Origin of the sequence: Dactylosporangium sp. CA-139114, assembly GCF_050955725.1 — a bacterium.
Classification (GTDB): domain Bacteria; phylum Actinomycetota; class Actinomycetes; order Mycobacteriales; family Micromonosporaceae; genus Dactylosporangium.
Genome location: NZ_CP192080.1, coordinates 6,850,854 through 6,872,882 on the forward strand (window position 1 = coordinate 6,850,854; position 22,029 = coordinate 6,872,882).

21 protein-coding genes are annotated in these 22,029 nt (G+C 74.3%); 13 read left to right on the forward strand and 8 right to left on the reverse strand.

What is annotated here, in order from left to right:
• Positions 1-52: 52 nt before the first annotated feature.
• Positions 53-514, reverse strand: coding sequence for a hypothetical protein (locus tag ACQP2P_RS30450; RefSeq protein WP_433606581.1), 462 nt, complete (start codon positions 512-514; stop codon positions 53-55).
• A 1,630-nt stretch (positions 515-2,144) separates the two neighbouring features.
• Positions 2,145-2,540: a hypothetical protein gene (locus ACQP2P_RS30455; RefSeq protein ID WP_433606582.1), complete on the reverse strand. Its 396-nt coding sequence runs from the start codon at positions 2,538-2,540 to the stop codon at positions 2,145-2,147.
• Between the two features lie 376 nt (positions 2,541-2,916).
• On the opposite strand from ACQP2P_RS30455, the gene ACQP2P_RS30460 reads away from it, so the two are divergent.
• Genes ACQP2P_RS30460 through ACQP2P_RS30470 form a run of 3 tightly spaced genes read left to right on the forward strand, consistent with a single transcriptional unit; the run spans position 2,917 to position 6,085 of the window.
• Positions 2,917-3,627: a response regulator transcription factor gene (locus ACQP2P_RS30460; protein ID WP_433606584.1), complete on the forward strand. Its 711-nt coding sequence runs from the start codon at positions 2,917-2,919 to the stop codon at positions 3,625-3,627.
• A complete protein-coding gene (locus tag ACQP2P_RS30465) occupies positions 3,624-5,033 on the forward strand; it encodes an ATP-binding protein (RefSeq protein WP_433606585.1) in 1,410 nt (469 codons plus the stop codon). The genes ACQP2P_RS30460 and ACQP2P_RS30465 overlap by 4 nt, the downstream gene beginning before the upstream one ends.
• Entirely contained in the window at positions 5,030-6,085 is a 1,056-nt protein-coding gene (locus ACQP2P_RS30470; RefSeq protein WP_433606587.1) for a CapA family protein, read from the forward strand. Before ACQP2P_RS30465 ends, ACQP2P_RS30470 begins: the two co-directional genes overlap by 4 nt.
• A 166-nt stretch (positions 6,086-6,251) precedes the next feature.
• On the opposite strand, the gene ACQP2P_RS30475 is transcribed toward ACQP2P_RS30470, so the two are convergent.
• A complete protein-coding gene (locus tag ACQP2P_RS30475) occupies positions 6,252-7,067 on the reverse strand; it encodes an alpha/beta hydrolase family protein (protein ID WP_433606589.1) in 816 nt (271 codons plus the stop codon).
• Positions 7,068-7,164: 97 nt separating this feature from the next.
• Here ACQP2P_RS30475 and ACQP2P_RS30480 point away from each other — a divergent pair, with 97 nt between their 5' ends.
• The 3 genes from ACQP2P_RS30480 (at position 7,165) to ACQP2P_RS30490 (ending at position 8,955) form a co-directional block, all read left to right on the forward strand.
• Positions 7,165-7,728, forward strand: coding sequence for a TetR/AcrR family transcriptional regulator (locus ACQP2P_RS30480; protein ID WP_433606591.1), 564 nt, complete (start codon positions 7,165-7,167; stop codon positions 7,726-7,728).
• A 413-nt stretch (positions 7,729-8,141) separates the two neighbouring features.
• Positions 8,142-8,468, forward strand: coding sequence for a hypothetical protein (locus ACQP2P_RS30485; RefSeq protein WP_433606593.1), 327 nt, complete (start codon positions 8,142-8,144; stop codon positions 8,466-8,468).
• A gap of 16 nt (positions 8,469-8,484) precedes the next feature.
• A complete protein-coding gene (locus ACQP2P_RS30490; RefSeq protein WP_433606595.1) occupies positions 8,485-8,955 on the forward strand; it encodes a hypothetical protein in 471 nt (156 codons plus the stop codon).
• A gap of 12 nt (positions 8,956-8,967) precedes the next feature.
• Here ACQP2P_RS30490 and ACQP2P_RS30495 read toward each other — a convergent pair whose 3' ends face one another.
• Genes ACQP2P_RS30495 through ACQP2P_RS30505 form a run of 3 tightly spaced genes read right to left on the reverse strand, consistent with a single transcriptional unit; the run spans position 8,968 to position 12,793 of the window.
• Positions 8,968-9,543 carry a hypothetical protein gene (locus ACQP2P_RS30495; protein ID WP_433606597.1) on the reverse strand — a complete coding sequence of 192 codons (576 nt, stop codon included), beginning with the start codon at positions 9,541-9,543 and terminating at the stop codon, positions 8,968-8,970.
• A gap of 32 nt (positions 9,544-9,575) precedes the next feature.
• Complete coding sequence (locus ACQP2P_RS30500; RefSeq protein WP_433606599.1) at positions 9,576-11,750, reverse strand: DEAD/DEAH box helicase; 2,175 nt, start codon at positions 11,748-11,750, stop codon at positions 9,576-9,578.
• A 32-nt stretch (positions 11,751-11,782) separates the two neighbouring features.
• Positions 11,783-12,793: an EamA family transporter gene (locus ACQP2P_RS30505; protein ID WP_433606601.1), complete on the reverse strand. Its 1,011-nt coding sequence runs from the start codon at positions 12,791-12,793 to the stop codon at positions 11,783-11,785.
• Positions 12,794-12,922: 129 nt separating this feature from the next.
• On the opposite strand from ACQP2P_RS30505, the gene ACQP2P_RS30510 reads away from it, so the two are divergent.
• From ACQP2P_RS30510 to ACQP2P_RS30520, 3 genes are all read left to right on the forward strand, one after another.
• Positions 12,923-13,375 (forward strand): CGNR zinc finger domain-containing protein, encoded by a 453-nt coding sequence (locus ACQP2P_RS30510; RefSeq protein ID WP_433619331.1) that lies wholly within the window; start codon positions 12,923-12,925, stop codon positions 13,373-13,375.
• 37 nt (positions 13,376-13,412) lie between these two features.
• Positions 13,413-13,823, forward strand: a complete 411-nt coding sequence (locus tag ACQP2P_RS30515) for an RDD family protein (protein WP_433606604.1) — start codon at positions 13,413-13,415, stop codon at positions 13,821-13,823.
• Positions 13,824-14,145: 322 nt separating this feature from the next.
• On the forward strand, positions 14,146-15,063 hold the full coding sequence (locus ACQP2P_RS30520) for an IS5 family transposase (protein ID WP_433604667.1): 918 nt from the start codon (positions 14,146-14,148) through the stop codon (positions 15,061-15,063).
• A 138-nt stretch (positions 15,064-15,201) separates the two neighbouring features.
• Here the strand turns inward: ACQP2P_RS30520 and ACQP2P_RS30525 are convergent, their stop codons facing one another.
• Both ACQP2P_RS30525 and ACQP2P_RS30530 read right to left on the reverse strand, forming a co-directional pair.
• Positions 15,202-16,545, reverse strand: a complete 1,344-nt coding sequence (locus ACQP2P_RS30525; protein ID WP_433604553.1) for an IS701 family transposase — start codon at positions 16,543-16,545, stop codon at positions 15,202-15,204.
• 65 nt (positions 16,546-16,610) lie between these two features.
• Complete coding sequence (locus tag ACQP2P_RS30530; RefSeq protein ID WP_433606606.1) at positions 16,611-16,976, reverse strand: DUF5997 family protein; 366 nt, start codon at positions 16,974-16,976, stop codon at positions 16,611-16,613.
• Between the two features lie 23 nt (positions 16,977-16,999).
• On the opposite strand from ACQP2P_RS30530, the gene ACQP2P_RS30535 reads away from it, so the two are divergent.
• The 4 genes from ACQP2P_RS30535 (at position 17,000) to ACQP2P_RS30550 (ending at position 21,999) form a co-directional block, all read left to right on the forward strand.
• A complete protein-coding gene (locus ACQP2P_RS30535; RefSeq protein WP_433606608.1) occupies positions 17,000-17,653 on the forward strand; it encodes a LysR family transcriptional regulator substrate-binding protein in 654 nt (217 codons plus the stop codon).
• Positions 17,654-17,780: 127 nt separating this feature from the next.
• Complete coding sequence (locus tag ACQP2P_RS30540; protein ID WP_433606611.1) at positions 17,781-18,599, forward strand: GH25 family lysozyme; 819 nt, start codon at positions 17,781-17,783, stop codon at positions 18,597-18,599.
• 134 nt (positions 18,600-18,733) lie between these two features.
• Entirely contained in the window at positions 18,734-19,498 is a 765-nt protein-coding gene (locus ACQP2P_RS30545; RefSeq protein WP_433606614.1) for an ABC transporter ATP-binding protein, read from the forward strand.
• Between the two features lie 2 nt (positions 19,499-19,500).
• Complete coding sequence (locus ACQP2P_RS30550) at positions 19,501-21,999, forward strand: FtsX-like permease family protein (RefSeq protein ID WP_433606617.1); 2,499 nt, start codon at positions 19,501-19,503, stop codon at positions 21,997-21,999.
• The last annotated feature ends 30 nt before the right edge of the window (positions 22,000-22,029 follow it).

The following is a 22,029-nucleotide window of genomic DNA, read 5'->3' on the forward strand; positions in this document are numbered from 1 at the left end:
TTGGACGCGCCCGGCACCGTCACCGCCACGGCCCGCGTCTCCTCCATCACCGTCAGCTGCACGGCGCCCGCACCCGGCTCTGGCGCCAAGGTTGGACGCGCCCGGCACCGTCACCGCCACGGCCCGCGTCTCCTCCATCACCGTCAGCTGCACGGCGCCCGCACCCGACTCGGGCACCGAGGCTGGACGCGCCCGGCACCGTCACCGCCACGGCCCGCGTCTCCTCCATCACCGTCAGCTGCACGGCGCCCGCACCCGACTCGGGCACCGAGGTTGCCGGGTGCACCACGACCGGCGCGCTCACGTGCGTGCTCGGGGCGACCGCCGGCACCACGTACACGGTCACGGTCGTGGCGAACTCGGCCGCCGGTCCGTCGTCTCCCGCCGGGCCGTCTGCGCCGGTGACCCCGCCGGCCCCGGCCGCGCCCGCGACCGTGCCGGACACGCCGCTCACGCTCACCACGGACCAGGGCGACATCTCCAGCAACCGGCCCGGCGCCCAGCTGACGGTCATCGGCACCCGGCTTCGCGGCCTACTCGACCGTCGAGGTCACGCTGTACTCGGCGCCGCAGTCGCTCGGTACCGCCGTCACCGACGCGAGCGGGAACTTCACCAAGACCGTCACCGTGCCGGCCGGCCTGGCCGCCGGGGCACACACTGTGCTCGCCCAGGGCGTCGCGCCCGACGGGACGGCGCGGGCGATGAAACTCGCGGTGACCGTCGCGCCACCCACGTCCGCGGCGGCCCTGCCGGTCGCCGGCGACCCGGCGGCGCCGACCGCGCTCGCAGGGATCCTCGCGCTCGTCAGCGGCGCGGTGCTGGTGGGGCGCGGCGCGCACCCGCCCGGGCCGCCGCAGCCGACTGCCGCCGGCCGGGGCGGCCCACAACTTCTGACCACCCGGCACCGGCCGGCGGGGCGGGCGCTGCCGGTGCGGCCACGCACGCCCGGCACCACCTCGGCCCCACCCTGCCCGGGCCGGCGCGGGCCGGCGCGGAACCGGCGCGGACCGGCGCGGAACTGCGTGGACCGGCGCGGACCGGCGCGGAACTGCGTGGACCGGCGCGGACCGGCGCGGAACTGCGTGGACCGGCGCGGACGGGCCGATCGCCGACGACCCGGCTACGCACACGGCGCTCCCGAGTCGGCTCGCACTGACCGGCCGAACTACCAACGAGCCGGCCAGACGCGCGGCCTCGCTCAGGGCTCCTCGCACCCATCGGCGGGGCAGCACGGCGGCGGCGCCCTGTCGGCGATGTCAGGTCCGCCGCCGCCTCGCGTGCAGGCGCGGTCCTCCGGCCGGGCGCGGCACGCACGCGCCCGGGTCGAGGCCCGCAATCTTCCGCGGCCGGGGCCTGTTCCGGCCGGGCAGACAACGGAGGGCAGCGTCCGTCAATTGACACGGTGCAGTCGCTTCGCGCCGGATCCGTCGGCTTTCGGATCGTGTCTTGTGGCGGGCTTGGCACAATGGCGTCGCGGTGGTGGAATTGCGCATTCCGGACCGGTTGGATCGCCGCGTCACTCGATTTCCTGGATTGGCAGAATGATGGCTGGGCCGGGGCTGTTTCTGCGGTGCGCCGGCCGGAAAGCGATGCGGCCGCAGTGCCTCCCGGACCGCGGCAATCAACCGTCGACACAGACGGCGTCGACACAGACGGCGTCGACACAGACGGCGTCGACACAGACGGCGTCGACACAGACGGCGCGGACACAGACGACGCGGACACAGACGACGCGGGCGCGGGTGCCACGGCGCCGTGGATGCGGCGTAGCTTCTCCGCGTGTCGCCTCACCAAGCCCCACTCACGCCGTCGCTGCGCTTCTTGCCGAAACTCGTCCTTCCCCGGCCACCAATTCCGGGCCTTCGTCCGATCCCGCAGAGCAGCCAATTCCCGCGAACTGAACAACTGCAACTGCCCCATACCAAGAATTCTCCCAGAATACGCCCGAAACCACGAGCCCGCCCACACACACCCGCGCACATGCTGAACATTTTGAAATGGTGTCCGACCACGGGGACATCACGACGATCGCCAGCGTGATGTCCCCGTGCCCGTTCCATTTCCACAGTCCCAGAATCGGACTTACACCCCGTTGGGGTACAAGTCAGATAAGTCGTGGCGCGGACTGCTCGACTTATCGTGATCAGGCCGTCGGCGTCGGAGCGGCCGACGTCGGAGCGGCCTGCGTCGGAGCGGCCGACGTCGGAGCGGGTTGCGTCGGAGCGGCGGTCGTCGGGGCCGGCCCCGGCTGCCGGCCGCGGTCGCCGAAGCGGCCGTTGCCGGGACCGTTGCCGTTGCCAGGCCCGTAGCCGTTGCCGGGCCCGCGGCCGTCGCGCGGGTCGCCGCCGCGGTAGTGGTCGTGGCGGTCCCAGCCGGGGCCGACGCGGTCCGGGCCGCGGTGGTGGCCGACGACCAGCGCGCCGACCGCGGTCACGCCGGCGCCGAGGCAGCAGCCGACGACCAGGGCCACGATCGCGATCAGGATGCCGTTGCGCCGGCCCGGCCCGCCGCGCCGGCCGCCCGGCCATCCACCCCACACCGGACGTCCCGGCGAGGGAGGAGGCGGAGGAGGCGGAGGCGCGGTGGGTGCGGCCGCCGGGGGCGGGGGCTCGGCCGCGGGCGCGGCAGCAGGCTCGGCCGCCGTCGCGGCAGCAGGCTCGGCCGCCGTCGCGGCAGCAGGCTCGGTCGCGGCAGGAGGCTCGGCCGCCGTCGCGGGTTTGATCGGTTCCGCCGGAGGAGGCGGGGGTGGCGGGGGTTGCTTCGAGGGGTCTTCGCTCATGGAACCAAGCATCGATCCCCCGCTTAAGCACAGCGCCGCAGCGAGCCTAAGAATTGCGTGAGAGAGTCGAGATCTTAGGCAATTCTTAGGCCCGCCGCGCCGGTGCTCTCACGCGCCGGCGCAAGACTCGGGTCTCATGTACGAGGGAGCGGGCTTGCGCATTCTGGTGGTCGACGACGACGCGGCCGTGCGGGACTCCCTCGCACGGACGCTGCGCTTCGAGGGGTACCAGGTCGAGACCGTCGCCGACGGCGCCCAGGCGATCCGGGCCGTGCGCGGCGAGGAGCCCGACGCCGTGGTGCTCGACGTGAGCATGCCCGTGCTGGACGGGCTCGAGGCGTGCCGGGAGCTGCGCGCCGGCGGCGTGCTCGTGCCGGTGCTCATGCTCACCGCCCGCGACAGCGTCGGTGACCGGGTCGCCGGGCTCGACGCCGGGGCCGACGACTACCTGGTCAAGCCGTTCGCGCTGCAGGAGCTCCTGGCCCGGCTGCGGGCGCTGCTGCGGCGGGCCCAGCGCCCGGCCGCGGCCGCGCCGGCGGGCGGTGAGCTGCGCTTCGCCGACCTTCGCCTCGACCCGCAGACCCGCGAGGTGTGGCGGGGCGAGCGGCTGCTGCGGCTGACCCGCACCGAGTTCAGCATCCTGGAGGTGTTCCTGCGCCACCCGCGGCAGGTGCTGACCCGCGAGGTGCTCTTCGAGCACGTGTGGGGATACGACTTCGGGGAGACGAGCAACAGCATTCACGTGTACCTCGGGTACCTGCGCCGCAAGCTCGAGGCCGAGGGCGAGCCGCGGTTGCTGCACACCGTGCGCGGGGTCGGTTTCGTGCTGCGGGAGGAGCCCCTGTGATCGCCTGGTGGCACCGCCGGACGCTGCGCGACCGGCTCTCCCTGCTGGTCTCCGGGGCCGTCGCGGTCGCGGTGCTCGTGGTCGCCGCGGTGGCCTTCGCCGCCGTGTTCGAGATCCAGCACCGGCAGCTGCAGTCCCAGCTGACCACCGACGCGCAGGCGATCGCGGCCCAGCCCGACCAGTGGCGGGCCGGCACCGCGCAGCTGCCCGACACCGGCCCGAAGTTCGGCCCGCCCGACGGCAAGGGGCCGCCCTGGCACCGGCCGCGCGACCTCGGCACCCGCTGGCAGATCATCGGCGCCGACGGGGCGGCCGTCAGCGACTCCGCCTCGCTGCCGATCACCACCGGGGCGAAGCAGGTCCTCGCGGGCCGGCGCGGCTCCGCGCAGGAGACGGTGGTGCTCGACGGGGTGCGGTACCAGATGCTGACCCTCCCGGCCACGGGCGGCGGCGTGGTGCAGGTCGCCATCAACCAGGACCCGGCGGGGCGCACCCTGGCCCAGCTCGGCCTGCTGCTCGCGGCCGGCTCCGCGCTCGGCATCGCGGGCGCGGCGGTGCTCGGGCGGGCCGTCGCCCGGGCCGGCCTGGTGCCCGTCTCCCGGCTGGCGGAGGCGGTCGAGGACGTCGCCGTCACCATGGACCTGACCCGGCCCGTGCCCGTGCACGGCGTCGACGAGATCGCCCGGCTCGGCCGCTCGGTGAACACGATGCTCGGCGCCATCGACGCGTCCCGCCGCGCCCAGCGCACCCTGGTCGAGGACGCGAGCCACGAGCTGCGCACGCCGCTGACGAGCATCCGCACCAACATCGAGCTGCTGCTGGCGGTCGAGCGGCGGCCCGAGCTCGCGCACCGGCTGCCGCCCGAGGAGCGCGCCCGGCTGCTGGCCGACCTCGAGGCGCAGGTCGGCGAGCTGGCCACGCTCACCACCGAGCTCGTCGAGCTGGCGCGGGAGGAGACGACCCGTGAGGAGCCGGAGCCGGTCGACCTCGCCGACGTCGTCGCGGCGGCCGTGGAGCGGGTGCGGATTCGGGCGCCGGGCCTCACGTTCGAGGTCGACCTCGCCCCGGTGACCGTGCACGGCCGGCCGGGCGAGCTGGAGCGGATGGTGGTCAACGTGCTCGACAACGCGGCGAAGTGGAGCCCTGCGGGCGGTACCGTCGACGTGGTTCTGGAATCCGGTGGCAGCCTGACCGTCCGCGACCGGGGGCCCGGCATCGACGAGGCCGACCGGCCCTTCGTGTTCGACCGCTTCTACCGCGCGGTGGCCGCGCGGGGCATGCCCGGCTCCGGGCTGGGCCTGGCGATCGTCGCGCAGACCGCCGCGCACCACGGCGGGACGGTGTCCGTCGCCCCGAACGATCCACAGGGGACGGTCATGACGATCCGGCTGCCGGTCCTGTCGTGAGACGGCTCGCGCTGGTCGCGGTCGTCCTGGTGGCCGGGTGCTCGGCGGCCCCGGTCGCCTCCGCCCCGCCGTCGCCGTCCGCGGCACGCTCGCCATCGCCGACGGCCACTCCCTCGGCCCCGCCCTCCCCGGCGCCCGTCGACCTCACGCTCGCCTTCGCCGGCGACGTGCACTTCACCGGGCGCACCGCGGGCCTGCTGCGCGACCCGGCGACCGCGGTCGGGCCGATGGCGCCGGTCCTGGCCGGGGCCGACCTGGCGGTGGTGAACCTCGAGAGCACGGTGACCGAGCGGGGCACGCCGGAACCGAAGGAGTTCCACTTCCGGGCGCCGGCGGTGGCGTACGACGCGCTGCGGGCGGCCGGCATCGACGCCGTCACGATCGCGAACAACCACGCGCTCGACTACGGCCGCACCGGCTTCGCCGACACCCTCGACGCCGCGGCCGCGAGCGGGCTGCCGGTGTTCGGCGGGGGCCGGACGATCGACGAGGCGTACGCGCCGCTGGTCCTCACCGTGCGGGGCGTCCGGGTGGCGCTGCTCGGCTTCAGCCAGATCCACACCCTCGCCGAGAGCTGGAAGGCGGGCCCGTCGACCCCGGGCATCGCGATGGCGTGGGACGTGCCCCGGGCCGTGGCCGCGGTGCGATCCGCCCGCGCGCGGGCGGACGTGGTGGTCGTGTTCAACCATTGGGGTACCGAGACCGTCTCGTGCCCGAACGCGGACCAGCAGTCGTTCGCGGCGGCCCTGGCCGACGCGGGCGCCGACCTCATCATCGGCGCGCACGCCCACGTGCTGCAGGGCGACGGCTGGCTCGGCCGGACCTACGTGGCCTACGGGCTGGGCAACTTCGTGTGGTACGTGGGCTCGGCCGACACCGGCGTCCTGCGGGTGACGGTCCACGGCCGGGCCGCGACCCGGGCGGACTTCGTCCCGGCCGTGGTCTCGGGCACCGGCCAGCCGCGCCCGGTGACCGGCACCGCCGCGACGGCCGCGGCCCGGCGCTTCGCCGACCTGCGCCGCTGCACCGGCCTGGCGCCCGCGGCCGGGTAGCGCCGCCGCCCGGGCGCGGTGGCGCGACCCGCCCAGGGCTCAGGGGAAGTGCGGTTTCGGTGACCGGCTCGGCATCGACGCGGCGGCCCTCGTCGGCGTGGCGAGCGACGAGGGTCAGCCGGCGACCGGTCAGCGCGACGGGCGCCGAACACGCTCCGACGCGGGGCTACTTCGACGTCAGGGAGCCCAGGGTCTCGTCGACGTCCAGGGGTTCGCCGTGCAGGTAGGACGTGGTCACGCGCTGGATCAGGGCCACGCGCGCCGGGTTCTCGTCCGTGGTCTCGGCCGACTCGTAGCCCGAGATGCCGCCCAGCGAGTGCTCCGCGCCGAACAGCGTCAGCAGCGTCTTCGCGCCCGGGCTCAGGTGGTACGCGTCGGTGAACCAGTCCGGGCCGCGCGTCGACAGGGCCGACTGGTCGTGGTCGCCCGCCACGATCAGGGCCGGCGTCTTCATGCCCTCGAAGTCCGGGCTCATGAACGGGAAGTGCTCGGCCGCGAACGGGGTCAGGTCGGCGCCGCCGCGGCCGGTGATGGCCAGCAGGACGCCCGCCGAGACGCGGGGATCGGTGAAGTCCTCGCCGCTCGGGGTGCGCGCGCCGAGCAGCGTGCTCGCGGTCTGGGCGCCCCAGGAGTGGCCGGCCACCGCCACCCGCGTGCGGTCCACGCGGCCGGACAGTCCGGGCACGGCCGCCGCCAGCGCGTCGAGCTCGTCGATGGCGCGGGACAGCTCGGTGATCCGGGTGCGCCAGGTGTCGGGGTCCAGCGGGCGGTTCAGGGTCCGCGAGTCGGGGTGGGTGGGCTGCACGACGACGAAGCCGTGCGCGGCCCAGTGCCCGGCCAGCGGCTCGTAGCTGCGTGCGGACTGGCCGAAGCCGTGCGAGAACACGATCACGGGCAGGCCGGTGCCGGTGACCGGCGCGCAGACGCGCGCCGTCAAACCGGGCAGGGCGATCGGGTGGACGGAGACCACGGGCGTGGGCATGACAAGCTCCCAGGGTACGATGTTGATGCGGAACACGGTTCCGCTAAAACTTATCCGGAACCTGGTTCCGCTACCAGGGGATGTGACGGAGGTTACGGTGGCCGACACGCCGCGCAAGCGCCGCTCGGACTCGCGGCGCAACGAGGAGGCGCTGCTCGAGGCGGCCGCCGCGGCGTTCGTCGCGTCGGGCGTCGACGCACCGGTGCGCGACATCGCGGCCCGGGCCGGGGTCGGCGTCGGCACGATCTACCGCCACTTCCCGACCCGGGCCGATCTCATCGTGGCCGTGTACCGCCACCAGGTCGAGGCCTGCGCCGAGGCGGGGCCGGCGCTGCTCGCGTCGAGCCCGTCTCCGCACGCGGCCCTCGCCGCCTGGATCGACCTGTTCGTGGACTTCCTCGTGACCAAGCACGGGCTCGCCGAGGCGATGCGCTCCGACGACTCCGGATTTCAGACCCTGCACTCGTACTTCCTGCAGCGCCTCGTCCCCGTCTGCGCCCGGCTCCTGGAGGCGGCCGCCGAGGCGGGCGAGATCGCGCCCGGCATGGACGCGCTGGTGCTCATGCACGGCATCGGCAACCTGTGCATCGGCGCGTCCACCCCCGGCTACGACGCCCGCCGCATGGTGCACCTCGTCGTGACCGGCCTCCGCCGGCCGTAGGGTCTCGCCCCCTGGGAACGAGCACGGCAGGAGGCGCCGCGACCGCCCGTGGCCGATCGTCGTCCCGTCGCTCGCCCCCTATCGCATGTGGACGTTCGCGGCCGACGCGGTCCCCGGCGAACCGCTCGAGTCCGCCCGGGTCGACGGCGCGGGCGAGTTCCGCGTCGTGGCGACCATCGGCGGCCGAGCTCGACTTCGTCGCCAACGACTGCACTCGGTGACGGTCCCGCACGCCGGGGAGGACAGCGACGTGGTCCGGCCGCCATCGAGCTCGGCGTCACGCTGCGTGAGCCGGCCGGGGTCGCGTCCTGGCCCCGCGGGCGGTGACGGTGCCGACGCCCTGAGGGGGGACCCGGGACCCGCACGCACCTGCTAGCTGCTGCGTCGCCGGTCATCGCCTAAGATCGGGCGCGATGTCGCCTCGTATCCTCCAGTCCGCCCTCGGCGTCGCGATCGCCATCGTCGGCAACCTCCTGGCCGACGTGGCCGCGATCGTCGTCATGCGCGCGCACGGGGGCGACGGGCTCGGCTGCGGCTCGTCGCTGGACCCCAGCGGGCGGTTCAACCTGCTGACCGCGCTGATCCTGACGTACGGCGGCGCCCAGCTCGTCCTCGGCGGCCTCGCGTTCGGCGTGTCCCTGCTGCTCAAGCCGCCGGCGCCCTTCTGGGCGGCGCTGCGCGCGGGCTGGGCGGTGCTGGCCCTGCTCTCCGTGCTGTCCATGTTCTACCCGGGGTGCTGAGCCTTACAGTAGTTCGATGGCGGTTGATGCGCCAATGCGGCAGCTCGCCCACCGGACGGGCTCCGGCGAGTCGGCGGGCGGCTCCTGGAACACCTACGCCCTCTACCCGATCGAGGCGCCCCGCCCGGTGACCGGCCGCGCCCGGGCCGAGCTGCCCTGCCCCGAGTGCGGCGAGGCGGTGGCCTTCACGATCGCGAGCCCGGCCGTCGCCCGGCGCCGGCGCCGCTGGTGGCGGGCCGTGGCGGCCGGGCCGGTCGCGCTGGCGCCGGTGTTGTTCCTGCCGGCCGTGGCGGCGGCCACGACCTCGCAGGCGGTGACGCTCGCGGTCCTCGGGGCGGCGCTGCTGCCGGTGCTGGGCGCGGGCGCATACGTCGCGTGGCGGCGCGCCCGCGAGGAGGACGGGCTGCGGCTGCGGCGCGCGGACGGCATCCATTCCCTGCGCCCCGCCGGTGCCACGTCCGACTTCAGCGTGGCGCTGGAGCCCTGACCCCGCCGCGGCTCAGGGCGTGAGCCGGCGTGTGACCAGCGCCTGGAGCCCGGCGAGGTCGAGGCTGCCGCGCTCGGCCACCACGACCAGCGCGCGGATTGCCTGGCCCGCCGGTGCGCTCAGGGCGATCACCGCCACGGGCTCGGTGTAGTGCTGGCAGGAGTTGGTGCACTCGTAGTACGGCTGCTCGAACAGCGTCGCGTCGCCGAGCGGGGTGGTGGCGCTCGTGGTCGTGCGGCTCGACGGGATGTCGGCGCTGGTGCGGTACACGCCGTGCCGGCCGTTGCCCGGGGAGCCGTTGCCGCTCACCGGGCAGTCCGCGCCGTAGGCGGCGATGAGGACGTTGCCGTCGCGGCCGATGATGCGGGTGCTCAGGGCCGGGCAGGCGCCCGCGCGCGGGCTGCTCGTGCTGAGCCGCTCGCCCGCGTCCAGGTGGACGTGGAACGGGACCGGGCCGTCGACCGGCGCGACGCTCGGCGACGTGATCGGCCGCGGGTCCGGCTTCGCAGCCGGGGCCGGGGCCGGGGCGGGGGCGCGGCACCCGGCGAGCGCGACGAGGACGAGGGGCAGCAGGGCGGCTCGGCGCACGGCGGTCCTTCCGTTCGGCCCGGACGGGAGTGTCATGACGCGGGGGCCGGCTGCGGCGCGCCCGAGAGGCGTTGCTGCTCCTGGGCCACGATCAGGCGCGCCAGCTGGACCTCGGACATGTCCACCGCGCCCGGGGTGGCCTGCGCGATCGTACTGTGCCGGACGTACGCGTCGAACAGCTGCGCCTTCGAGCCGAGCAGCTCGATCATCCGCTCGTCCACCGAGTCGGCGATGAGCAGGCGGTGGACCTGCACCGTGCGCACCTGGCCCATCCGGTGCGCGCGGGCGATCGCCTGGGCCTCGATCGACGGCTTCACCTGCGGCTCGCACAGGATCACCACCGAGGCGGCCTGGATGTTCACGCCGACGCCGGCGGCCTCGATCTGGCACACGAGCACGGCCGGCTCGGCGGCGGCGGTGAACCGGTCCACGATCCGCTGGCGCTCGGCGACCGGGGTCGAGCCGGTGATCGGCCCGCACGCGGCGGCCCCGAGCGCGGCGCCGACGGTGGTGAGGACGTCGCGGAAGTACGAGAAGACGACGACCTTGCGACCGTTGGCCATCGCCTCCCGGGCCAGCTCGAGCAGGCGGGTCAGCTTGGCCGAGTCCTGCGGCCGGCGCACGGCGAACGCGGCCCGGCGCATGGCCATGAAGTTGCCGTCGCGCACCGCGTCGCGGTAGGCGCCCCCGTCCTCGGCGCCGAACTCCTCCCACTCGTCGACCTGCACCAGCTCCGGCAGCTCGGTGAGCACGTCGGACTGGTTGCGGCGCAGGTAGACCGGGGCGGCCGCGCGGCGGAACGCCTCGACGCTGATCGCCGCGTGCTCGGGCCCCATGCCGGCCGCGACCTCGGGGCGCAGGTGCTCGATGAGGGCCCGGAACTCGTCGATGCGGTTCTCCATCGGGGTGCCGGTGAGGAACAGCACCCGCTCGGACTCGGCCGCGACCCGGTTGACCGCCTGGGACCGCTTCGCGCCCGGGTTCTTCACGTAGTGCGCCTCGTCGACGACCATCAGCGCGGGCCGGGGCGGCGGCAGCTCGAGCGCGCCGAGCGAGCCGAACGTGACCACGCCGGCGCCGCCCTGGGCCCGCCACCGGGCGACCGCCCGCGCACGGCCGTTGCCGTGCAGGCTGACGACCGGGATCGACGAGTGCCGGGCGATCTCCCGCGACCAGTTGATCAGGACACTGGCCGGGCAGACGACGAGGAAGTGGGTGGAGCCCCGCGCGGCCAGGTGGGCCATCGCGGCGATGGCCTGGACCGTCTTGCCCAGCCCCATCTCGTCGCCGAGCACGACCCGCCGCTGCACGAGCGCGAACCGGGCCCCGAACGACTGGTAGCCGCGCAGCCGGAGCCGGTCGTTGAGCCGGGACGTGTCCAGCTGCTGCGCGCCGACCCGCTCGACGATGTCGGCCGGCAGGAAGCCCTCGCTCGCGGCGACGTCGCCGCCGAGGCCGACGACCTGGGCGAGCAGGCCGTAGTAGTCGGCCGAGTGCTGCTCGAAGTCACGCCAGACCTGCTTGTCGCGGGGCGTGCGGACCCTGCGCACCGCCTCGGCGGCCGCGGGCAGGCCGCTCGCCTCGGCCGCGTCGACCAGCGCCCGGACCCGGCCGGCGGCCTCGTCGGCGACCGCCTTGTCGCCGGCCCGCATGAACAGCCGCCGCAGCCGCCCGGCCTCGGCCGGCCCGGCGATCGGCCGCTGCTCGGCCAGGTCCGCGGCGAGCCGCTTGGCCTCGGCCTCGTGGGAGCCGGCCGTGGTCCACACCGCGCCCCAGGTGTAGAGCGCCCGCACCAGGCGGGTCATGTCCGGGTTCTTCGGGTCGAAGTCGATGCGGAACCGCAGCGCGTCGCGGGCGGCCCGCTTGAGCTGCTCGGCGGCGTGGATGGTCTTGCGGGCCGTGCCCTCGCCGATGCCGGGCACCCGGGTCAGCCGCTGCGGCCCGGCGCGCAGCACGTCGGCGACGGAGGTGATGCCGTGGGCGGGCAGCTCGTCGAGCCGGGCCCGCCCGTCCACGGTGTCCTTGACCGTCTCGATCGACATCTGTTCGATCGCGGTCCACACCTGCGGCTCGCTCGCGACCGCGTAGGCCTCGAGGACCTCGGTCCGGGCCGCACCCACGACGTGCACGATCGCCTCGGCGTCGGCGTGCGTCCCGGCGGCCCGGGCCAGCAGCGCGCGCGTCTCGCGGCGGGTCGGGGCCGTCATGCCGTCGAACGTACCCGAACGGCCGGCATTGCTCAGGACGAGCCGTGCGGGCCGGGCACCAGGGCGGGCTCCGCGGCCGGGGTCACCGACCCGATCTCTTCGGCCGCGGCGGCCCCGCCGTCGTCGTCCGCCCGGACCAGGGCGATCCCGGCGAGCACCACGACGCCACCGGCCAGCTGCCAGCCGCCCGGGCGCTGACCCAGGGCGAGCCAGGCGAACAGCACGGCGAAGAGCACCTCGAGCAGGCCGACGAAGGAGGCCACCTTCGCGCCGAGCAGGCGGGTCGCGGCGATGCTGGTGGCGTAGGCGAGGGCGGCGGCGATGACGGCCAGCCCGGCGATCGGCACCGGCCAGGGCATCGCCCGGTCCAGCAGCGTCACGTCGGCGGCGCTCGTGCGCAACGGCAGCAGCCCGGTGACGTCGAAGACCGCGAGGCCGAGCGCGCCGACGACCATGCCCGCCCACGCCAGCGCGATCGGCGGCAGGGCGCCCTCGCCGCGGGAGGCCATCACGAAGTACACGGCCAGACCGGCGCCGGCCAGGATGCCCCACAGCACGCCGACCGGGTCGAGGCCGCCCCCGGCCGGGTTCAGCACCAGCAGGAGCCCGGCCAGCGCCGCGACGCTCCCGGCGACGGTGAGCCGCCGCGGCCGCTGCCCGTGCCGCAGCCAGGCCCACGCCACCACGAGCAGGATGCCGCCGTACTCCAGCAGCAGCGCGACCCCCACGTCGAGGCGCTGGACCGCGTTGAAGAAGAACAGCTGGCACCCGGCGACCGCGACCGCCCCGAACGCGACCACCTCGCCGAGCGCCGAGCGTAGCAGCCCGAACCGGCCCCGCAGCGACCACAGCGCGAACGGGGTGAGCACCAGCGCGGCGATCGCGATCCGGTAGGTGACCAGGGCGCCCGGCGTCCAGCCGGTGGCCATCAGCGCGTCGGCGAAGACCCCGGAGGTGCCGAACATCGCCGAGCCCAGGACCGCGAGGCCCAGCCCGGCCGCGCCGCGCCCGCGGGCGTCATGGCCAAACCGCGTTATGCTCATGACAGCAACGTAGGCCCGCGCCGGTAAGGAGTCAAGAAGATTTTCACTCATGACACCGAACTCACGCTCACCGCGACCGCGGCCCTCGTCAACACCGACTCGGCCGACGACGGCGAGCTGCTGCCCGACATCGCCGCGCTCGACGCGTTCGTGCGCCGGCAGCGCTACACCGGCTCCCACCGCCACGACGAGGCCGAGCTCGAGGCCGTCCGGGCGCTGCGGCCCCGGCTGCGGGCGCTGTGGAGCGCCGGCGAGGACGAGGCCGTCGAGCTCGTCAACGCCATGCTGCGCGAGGGCCGCGCCCTGCCCCAGCTCGTCCGGCACGACGAGTTCGACTACCACCTGCACGCGACCGCCGCCGAGCAGCCGCTCGACGTGCGGCTCATGGTCGAGTTCGCGATGGCGATGGTCGACGTCATCCGGGCCGGCGCCCTCGACCGCCTCCGCGTGTGCGCCGCCGACGACTGCCAGGACGTCCTCGTCGACCTGTCGAAGAACCGCTCCCGCCGCTTCTGCGAGTCCGGCTGCGGCAACCGGCAGAACGTCGCCGCGTACCGCGCCCGCAAGGCCTCCGGCGGGTAGGGTCACCCCGTCTCTGTCCACTGGGGAGGATCGGCACATGGACGTTCACGTGACGGGGCGGCGGGTCGTCGCCACGATCATCGACGGGATCATCTTCGGCGTCATCAACGTCATCCTGCAGCCGATCTTCGGCGGCACCGACGCCTCCGGGTTCGACTTCACGCGGCTGTCCACCGGCAGCTTCGTGCTGTTCGTCGTCGCGCTGGCGTACTACATCCTCATGGAGGGCATGCTGGGCAGGACCGTCGGCAAGATGGTCACCGGCATCAAGGTCGTCGACGAGGCCACCGGCGGCGTGCCGGGCGCGGGCAAGGCCGCCATCCGCACGATCCTGCGCATCGTCGACGGCTTCTTCGGCTACCTCGTCGGGTTCATCGTGGTGCTCTCCTCGCGGCGCCGCCGCCGCCTCGGCGACATGGCCGCCAAGACCCTCGTGGTGCGGGGCTAGGGAGCGCCGGTCCGCGCGTGCGGTGCAAGCCGTGCCGGCCAGCACCCGGTCCGATCCAGGTCCAGGTCCGGCCGCTCGCGCCGCCGGGAGACCTGCGCCCCGGCGACGCGGACCCGCCACGACCGGGTGGCGGGCCCGCACCCGTGGTGGGCCGGGCCGCTCGACCAGGTCGTCGACCGCGCGGTGCCCTAGGCCGTGTGTCAGAAGTGGGTCGTGTAGTGGTGGTGGCGAGTTGACTGGTCGGGCGTGTCGGTGATCGATATGTGGCGAGGTCTCCGGTAGATGGGTTATCGACCAAGACAACCATCTGCACGGAGACCTCGTGGCCAGCGTAGCGGTGACGAGGCGGTTCGACCTGACCGACGCGCAGTGGGCGCTGCTGGAACCGCTGCTGCCCACGGGGAAGAAGTCAGGCCGGCCGCCGAGGTGGAGTAAGCGGCAGCTTATTGACGGGATTCGGTGGCGGATCCGGGTCGGGTCGCCGTGGCGGGACGTGCCGGAGTGCTACGGGCACTGGCGCACGATCTATGGCAGGTACCGGCTGTGGCAGCGCGACGGTACCTGGGCGCGGATCCTGTCGGTGGTGCAGGGCCGCGCCGACGCGGCGGGTCTGATCGGCTGGGACGTGAGCGTGGATTCGACGATCACCCGGGCGCACCAGCACGCCGCCGGTGCCCGCAAGCGGCCCGATCTGCAGGTCGAGCCGCCGGGTGGGGACGGCGCGGCGGAGCCGGGTGATCACGCGCTGGGCCGGTCCCGGGGCGGCTGGACCACGAAGCTGCATCTGGCCTGTGAGCAGGGCCGCAAAGTCCTGGCGCTGGTACTGACTGCCGGGCAGCGCGGGGACAGCCCGCAGTTCACTACGGTGCTGCGCCGGATCCGGGTGGTCCGTGCCGGTGGTGGCCGGCCGCGGGTCCGCCCGGACCGGGTCCTGGCTGACAAGGCGTACAGCAGCCGCGCGAACCGGGAGTACCTGCGGCGGCGGTCGATCCGGTGCGTCATCCCGATCAAAGTTGATCAGGCCGCCCACCGCCGCGCACGCGGTTCGCGGGGCGGTAGGCCACCAGCGTTCGACCTGGTGGCCTACCGGCAGCGCCACGCCGTGGAGTGCGGGATCAACCTGCTCAAAGCCCATCGAGCGGTAGCCACCCGCTACGAAAAGCTCGCCGTGCGGTACGAGACCACCACAACCATCAGCATCATCGACATCTGGCTGCGCCGCCTCGCGAAGCACTTATGACACACGGCCTAGTAGGGCTTTGTTAGGTTTGTCGATGTCTGTTGCGGCGTAACGGTTTGAGCTTTTGGTGGCAGGTGGGGCATGCGCCGGTCCAGGTTGCGAGCAGGAGTTGCAGCTCGTGGATGACCTTGTAGAGGGTCAGGCCGGCGCATCCGCTTTTGGGTCGAGTCGCAGTGTGGTGATGAACAGGTGCGCGGCGGTGACGAGGGTGACGTGGCGGTGCCAGCCGGTGAAGGAGCGGCCTTCGAAGTGGTCGAGGCCGAGGCTGGTTTTGAGTTCGCGGTAGTCGTGTTCGATCCGCCAGCGGATCTTTGCGTGGCGGATCAGGCCGGCGGCTGGGGTGTCGGCGTCCTGGCTGGACAGCCAGTAGGTGGCGGGTTCGTCCTCGGTGTCGGGCCATTCGGCGATCAGCCACCGTTCGGGCAGGGTGCCGTCGGGGTCGCGGGTGATGCGGTGCCCGGCCGGACGGACCCGTAGGAACACGAATTGTGAGGTGAGGGTGCCTTTGCTGCCTTCGCGCCAGGAGACGGTGATCGCCGCGGCGCGGCCGGTGTCCTGGACGTGCTGGGCGAGGCTGATCGCATCGTCGGGGTAGTCCGGGCGGGTGCGGGTCGGTGGGCGGCCCCGTCCGGACCAAGTGCGTGGCACGGGTGTTGCGTCGGCGGGGTGGGCGAGGGTTTCGCCTTTGACCTGGACGCTGTAGGAGATGCCGCGTTCGTCGAGGGCGGCCCGGAACGGGCCGCTGTCGCCGTAGCCGGAGTCCGCGGCCACCAATGGTGGCCGCAGCCCGTGCTCGGCGAGCCCGTCGAGCATTTCGATCGCCAGCATCCACTTCGGACGGTGACCCTCATCGTCCGGGATCGCGGACTTGCGGCGCCGTTGCCGCGCCGCCTCGGTCACCGCCTCGACATCGACCTCAACGGCAGCGGGCGCGGCCGGCACGGCGGCCCGCGGGGCGTTCTTCAACGTCTTACGCCGTTTGGCTTTGGCGGCTTGCACCGCTGCCGGTCCGGCTTTGGTCACGTCCCACGACTCGGGCAGGAACAACCGCCAATCGAGGGGGCACGACGCCGTATCGGTGACCGCGTGGACACTCACCCCGATCTGACAGTTGGCGACCTTCCCCAGCGTGCCGGAGTACTGCCGGGCCACCCCTGGCGAGCCGGCACCGTCCTTCGGGAACCCGGTGTCGTCGATCGCCCACGCGGCCGGCTCGATCAGCTCGACCGCCCGGGCGGCCAGCCGCGCCCGCACCGCCGCCGTGTCCCAGGTCGAGGTCGTCACGAACTGCTGCAACCCCTGATGATCCACCCCCAGCCGTGCCGCCATCGGCTGCATCGACTTACGCCGCCCGTCCAGCAACAACCCACGCAGATACGTCTCACCCTTCGCCCGCTGATCCGACCGAGACAAAGACGCGAACACGTCGGCCGCGAACGCCTCAAGGCGTTGCCGCACAAGCGAAAGCTCATCAGGGGTCACCAAAACATGAAACTACCCGCACCCGCCCAGCGACCCCACGACACGCCGAACCTAACAAAGCCCTACTAGCGCTCGGCGAGCCGGCGCTGCTCGCGCTTGACCTCGGCGAACGACTCGCGCTCGCGGATCAGCCACTCCGGCGGGTTCGCGTTGAGCTCGGCGATCTGGGCGGTGGTCAGGGCCTCGGTCACGCCGCCGCGGGCCAGGCCGCTGTTGGACACCCGCAGCCGGGCCGCGACCACGTTGCGCGGGTGCGGGCCGTCGCGGCGCAGCTCGACCAGCCACTCGGGCGGGTTGCGCTGCAGCTCGTCGAGCTCGTCGCGGGACACCAGGCGCTCCTGGAACTCCCGCGGGGTCGCCGGCAGGAACACGTCGAGCTTCTGCGCGGCGGTCGCGGGCTTCATCGTCTGGGTCTGCTTCGGCTTGCTCACCGGGTAAGGGTAGCGTGGCGCCAATGACCTTCCGCCTGCTCGTGGTGCCCGGCGTCGTCATCGACCGCTGGCGGCACACCTGGGCGGAGCGGCGGCCGGAGACGCCGCTCGAGCTCGTGCCGGTCGCGGCCGTCGACGCCGCGGCGCAGCTGCTCGAGTCCGGGCACGCCGCGCTGCTGCGACTGCCCGTGGACCGCGACGTGCTGCATGCGATTCCGCTGTACCAGGAGCAGAGCGTCGTGCTGGCCCACCGTGACCACGTGCTGCACGCCGCGGATGAGCTGAGCGTGGCCGAGCTGGCCGAGCTCGGGGAACCCCTGCTGCACCCGCTCGACGACGTGCTGGCGTGGGAGCCGGCCTCGCTCGGGGTGCAGCGGCCCGAGTCGACGGAGACGGCGGTCGAGTGGGTCGCGGCCGAGGTGGGGCTGATGGTCGTGCCGCAGTCGCTGGCCCGGCTGTACCACCGCAAAGACGTGAAGTACAAACCGGTCGTTGACGCTCCGGTGTCCTCGGTCGCGCTGGCGTGGCCCATCGACGGGCACTCGGAGCTGGTTGAGGAGATGATCGGCATCGTGCGTGGCCGGACGGCCAACAGCACCCGCGGGCAGGCCCCGCCCAAGGCCCAGCCCAAGACCCAGCCGAAGGGGCCGGCGAGCAAAGCCCGCCGGCCCCGGTGATCACGGGGTGTAGATCTTCGGCGTAGCCGTCGTGCGCATGCCGTGCCGGCCGAGTCGGGGCACACTGGATCTCGTGGCGGTGCGGTGGAGGGTGGTCTGGCGGGTCACACGCCTCCGCCTTCGCCGTATGGCCCGAACCCCGCACGAGCGGCGCTCGGTCGCGTTGCTCCTCCTGGTGCTGACCGGGTGCGTCTGGGGCGTGGGCTCCGCGCCGCCCGGGCCGGTGGTGCCCGGCCCGCCGCCGGAGCCGCCGTCACCCTCGGCCGTGGCCGCGATCGAGCAGGGCCGCCCGGCCGGCTACCCGATCGGCGGCATCGACATCTCCAGCCACGACCACCGCAAGTTCACGGTGCACTGGCCGACCGAGGTGGCGGCCGGCAGCCAGTTCGTCTACGTGAAGGCGACCGAGGGACTGTCGTACGTCAACCCGCACTTCGACGCCGACTACCTCGCCGCCCGGGCCGCGGGACGGTACGTGGGCGCCTACGTGTACGCGCGCCCCGACAAGGGCGACCCGGTCGGGCAGGCCGAGCACTTCCTGCGCCACGCCCGGTTCACCCGCGACGCCCGGACCCTGGTGCCGTTCGTGGACCTCGAGTGGCCCTACGAGGGGATCAAGGCGGGCCCCTGCTACAACCTGAGCCCGGAGCGGATGCGGGCCTGGATCGCCGCGTTCATCGGCCGCATCGAGCGCGAGATCGGCCGCAAGCCGATGATCTACACGAACACGTACTGGTGGAACCCCTGCACGGGCAACGACACCTCCTACGGCGACTACCCGCTGGACATCGCCAACTACACCAAGGGGCCGCCGAAGCTGCCGGCGGGGTGGACGACGTTCGCGCTGTGGCAGTACGCGCCGGGGAACCCGGATGAGGCGCACAGCCACGACCGGGACGTGGTCAACGGCGGTCCGGCCGGCCTGCGCGCCCTCGCCTGGCCCTAGCCTCTCGCCCGGGGGGCCGGTAGCGCCTGCTGTACCACGATCGGCCAGCGGACTGCATCGCCCGTCGTCGAACCGCGCCCTAGCGTTCTCGGTGCGCGCACTTCCGGTTCGACGACACGAAGGGACACGAGACGATGTCCGTCACGACAGCAGCCGCGGCGGCGGTGCGCGTGGAGGCGCTGACCCGCACGTACGGCGCCGGCGCGCAGGCCGTGCACGCGCTGGCCGGCGTCGACGCCGCGTTCGCCCGCGGCACGTTCACCGCGGTCATGGGCCCCTCGGGCTCGGGCAAGAGCACCCTGCTGCAGACCGCCGCGGGGCTGGACCGGCCGACGTCGGGCCGGGTCTTCATCGGCGACACCGAGCTGTCGCGGCTGTCCGAGACGCGGCTGAGCGAGCTGCGCCGGGGCCGCGTCGGCTTCGTCTTCCAGGCCTTCAACCTCCTCGCCGCGCTGAGCGTGGCCGAGAACATCGAGCTCCCGCTGCGCATGGCCGGCGCCCGGCCCGACCCGGCGTGGCTCGCGCACGTGGTGGCCCGGGTCGGCCTCGGCGAGCGGCTCGGTCACCGCCCGGCCGGGCTCTCCGGCGGCCAGCAGCAGCGGGTGGCGATCGCCCGCGCCCTGGCGGGCCGCCCCGACGTGGTCTTCTGCGACGAGCCGACCGGCGCGCTGGACACGAACACCGCCGCCGACGTGCTGGAGCTGCTGCGCGGCATCGTCGACGAGCACGGCCAGACCGTGGTGATGGTGACCCACGACCCGGTCGCCGCCTCGTACGCCGACCGCGTGCTCGTCCTCGCCGACGGCCGCATCGTGCGCGACCAGCCCCAGCCGGGCGTCACGCGGATCGCGTCGCTGCTGGCGTCGCTGGACCGCCGCTCGATGGTGCGGGGGTCCTAGCCATGCTCCGGCTGGCCTTCCGCATGCTGCGCCACCGCCCCGGCTCGGCGGTCGCGACCCTGCTCGCGCTCGCGGCCGGGGCGATGATCCTGACGGCGATGGGTGTCCTGGTCGAGTCGGGCGTGCGCTCTGTGCCGCCGCCGGGCCGGTACGCCGCGGCCGACATCATCGTCGCCCGGCCCGACGTGACCGTCTCGTCCCGCGACCTGGACGGCTCCCCGCAGACCAGCACGATCGCCCTGCCGGAGGGCGGGACGGTGCCGGTCTCGCTGGCCGCGCAGATCCGCGCGCTGCCCTCGGTCGATCGCGTCGTCGTCGACCTGACCGTGCCGGTGTTCGTCGCGGGCGGATTCGTCGAGGGGCACGGATGGGCGAGTGCGGGGCTCTCGCCGTACACCTTGCAGGAAGGAAATCCGCCGGGGCGCGACGACGAGATCGTGGCCGACGCCCGGCTCGGCCTGGCCCCGGGGGCCACTGTGGACGTCGTGGTGGGCGGCGACCCGCTGCGGTTGCGGGTGAGCGGCGTCGCCACGGGCCCGGCGCCGGCGGTGTTCCTGACCGACGCGCGGGCGGCCGCCCTGTCGGCGCGGCCCGGCGCGATCGCCGTGTTCGGCACCCCGTCCCCGGCCGCGCTCGCGCGGCTGGCCGGCCCGGACCTGCGGGTGTACGCGGGCGAGGACCGCGGCCGCGCGCTGCGCTCTGCGGACGGGGCGGCCCGCGACCTGCTGATCGTGGCCGGCACCGGCTTCGGCGGGTACGTCGTGCTGCTGGTGGTCTTCGTGGTCGCCGGCACCGTCGGGCTGTCGGTGCGCCACCGCCGCCGGGAGCTGGCCCTGCTGCGAGCGATCGCCGCGACGCCGGGCCAGGCCCGCCGCCTGCTGGTGGCCGAGGCGGTCTGGGTGGGCGCGGCGGCCGCGGCGCTGGGCACTCCAGCGGGCCTGCTGGCGGCGCGCTGGGTCCACGGTTCGCTGGTGTCGCGCGGCTTCGTGCCGGCGTCGTTGCCGATGTCGCCGGGGCTGGTCGCGGCGGCCGCGGTGGCGCTGCTGACGGTGGTGTCGGCGGCCCTGGCCGCGCTGCTGGCCGGGCGCCGCATCACGCGGGTGCGCCCGACGCAGGCCCTGGGCGAGGCGGCGGTGGAGCCGGCGCGCGGCGGCCGGGTGCGGCTGGTCTCGGGCGTGGTGGTCCTGGCGGGCGCGGCGACCTCGAGCGCCTTCACCGTGGCCGCGGGCGGCCAGACGGCGCTGGCGGCGGCGACGGGCATGCTCTACCTGTGCACCGCGGCGGTGGCGCTGCTGGCACCGTGGATCAACACGTTCGCCGCGGGCGTGTGGTCGCACGTGTTCCGCACGGCCCCGGGCCGCCTGGCGGTGGCGAACCTGCGCGCGAACGCCCGCGGCTCGGCGGCGGTGGTGACGGCGCTGGTGCTGGCGGTCGGTTTCGGCGGGTCCGTCTGGTTCGTCCAGGACAATCTGGAGCGCGGGACGGTGTCGCAGTCGGCGGCGGGCCTGCGCGCGGACCGCGCCCTGGTGGCCCCCGGCGGCCTGCCCGCGGCCGCGGCCGACGAGGTCCGCAAGCTCCCGGGCGTGCGGGCGGCGACGGGTCTTTCGCACACGAACGTTCTCGTGACCCTGATGGGCGAGCCGGCCACGGCGCCGGCGCAGGTCGTCGACCCGGCGGGCCTGGCCGGGACCATGGACCTGCGCGTGACGGAGGGCCGCCTCGACGCCCTGGCCGCGGACACGATGGCGGTGTCGTCGATGCGCGCGGGCACGCACGGCTGGCACGCGGGTTCGCGGGCGCGGATCCGCCTCGGCGACGGGACGCCGGTGACGCTGACGGTGGCGGCGGTCTACGACCGCGGCCTGGGCTTCGGCGACTTCACCCTGTCCCGCGCGACGGTCGCGGGCCACACGGCGATGGCGACCGACGAGGCGATCCTGATCCGCACCGATCCGGCAGGTGCGGGCGCCCCCGGGACCTCCGGCGCCCCGGGCTCCGCGCCTGCCGACGTCGACGCCGCGCTGGCGCGGATCGCGGCCCGCTACCCGGGCGGCCGGGTCACCGCCGCCTCGCAGCTCACCGCCCGCGTCGGCAACGACCTCGCCGTCAGCGCGTGGCTGAACCGGCTGCTGATCGGGGTGATGGTCGGCTACGCGGCGCTGGCGGCGGCGAACGTGATGGTCATGGCGGCGCTGTCCCGGCGGCGGGAGCTCGCGCTGCTGCGGCTGGTCGGGGTGACCCGCCGGCAGGCGGCGCGGATGGTGCGGGCCGAGCAGGCCGGGCTGCTGGGCACAGCGCTCCTGCTCGGTGCCGCGATCGCCGCGGTGACGCTGATCGCCGTGGTCAAGGCGCTCACGGGGAGCCTGCTGCCGTATGTGCCTCCGCTGGGGTGGGCGCTCGTGCTGGGCGGCACCGCCGTGCTGGCGCTGGTCACCACCATCGTGCCGATCGGCCGGCTGCTGCGAGCGCCGCTGATGGAGAACATCGGTCAGCGCGAGTAGGCCACGTGGGTCCCGAGGGTGCCTTGTTGA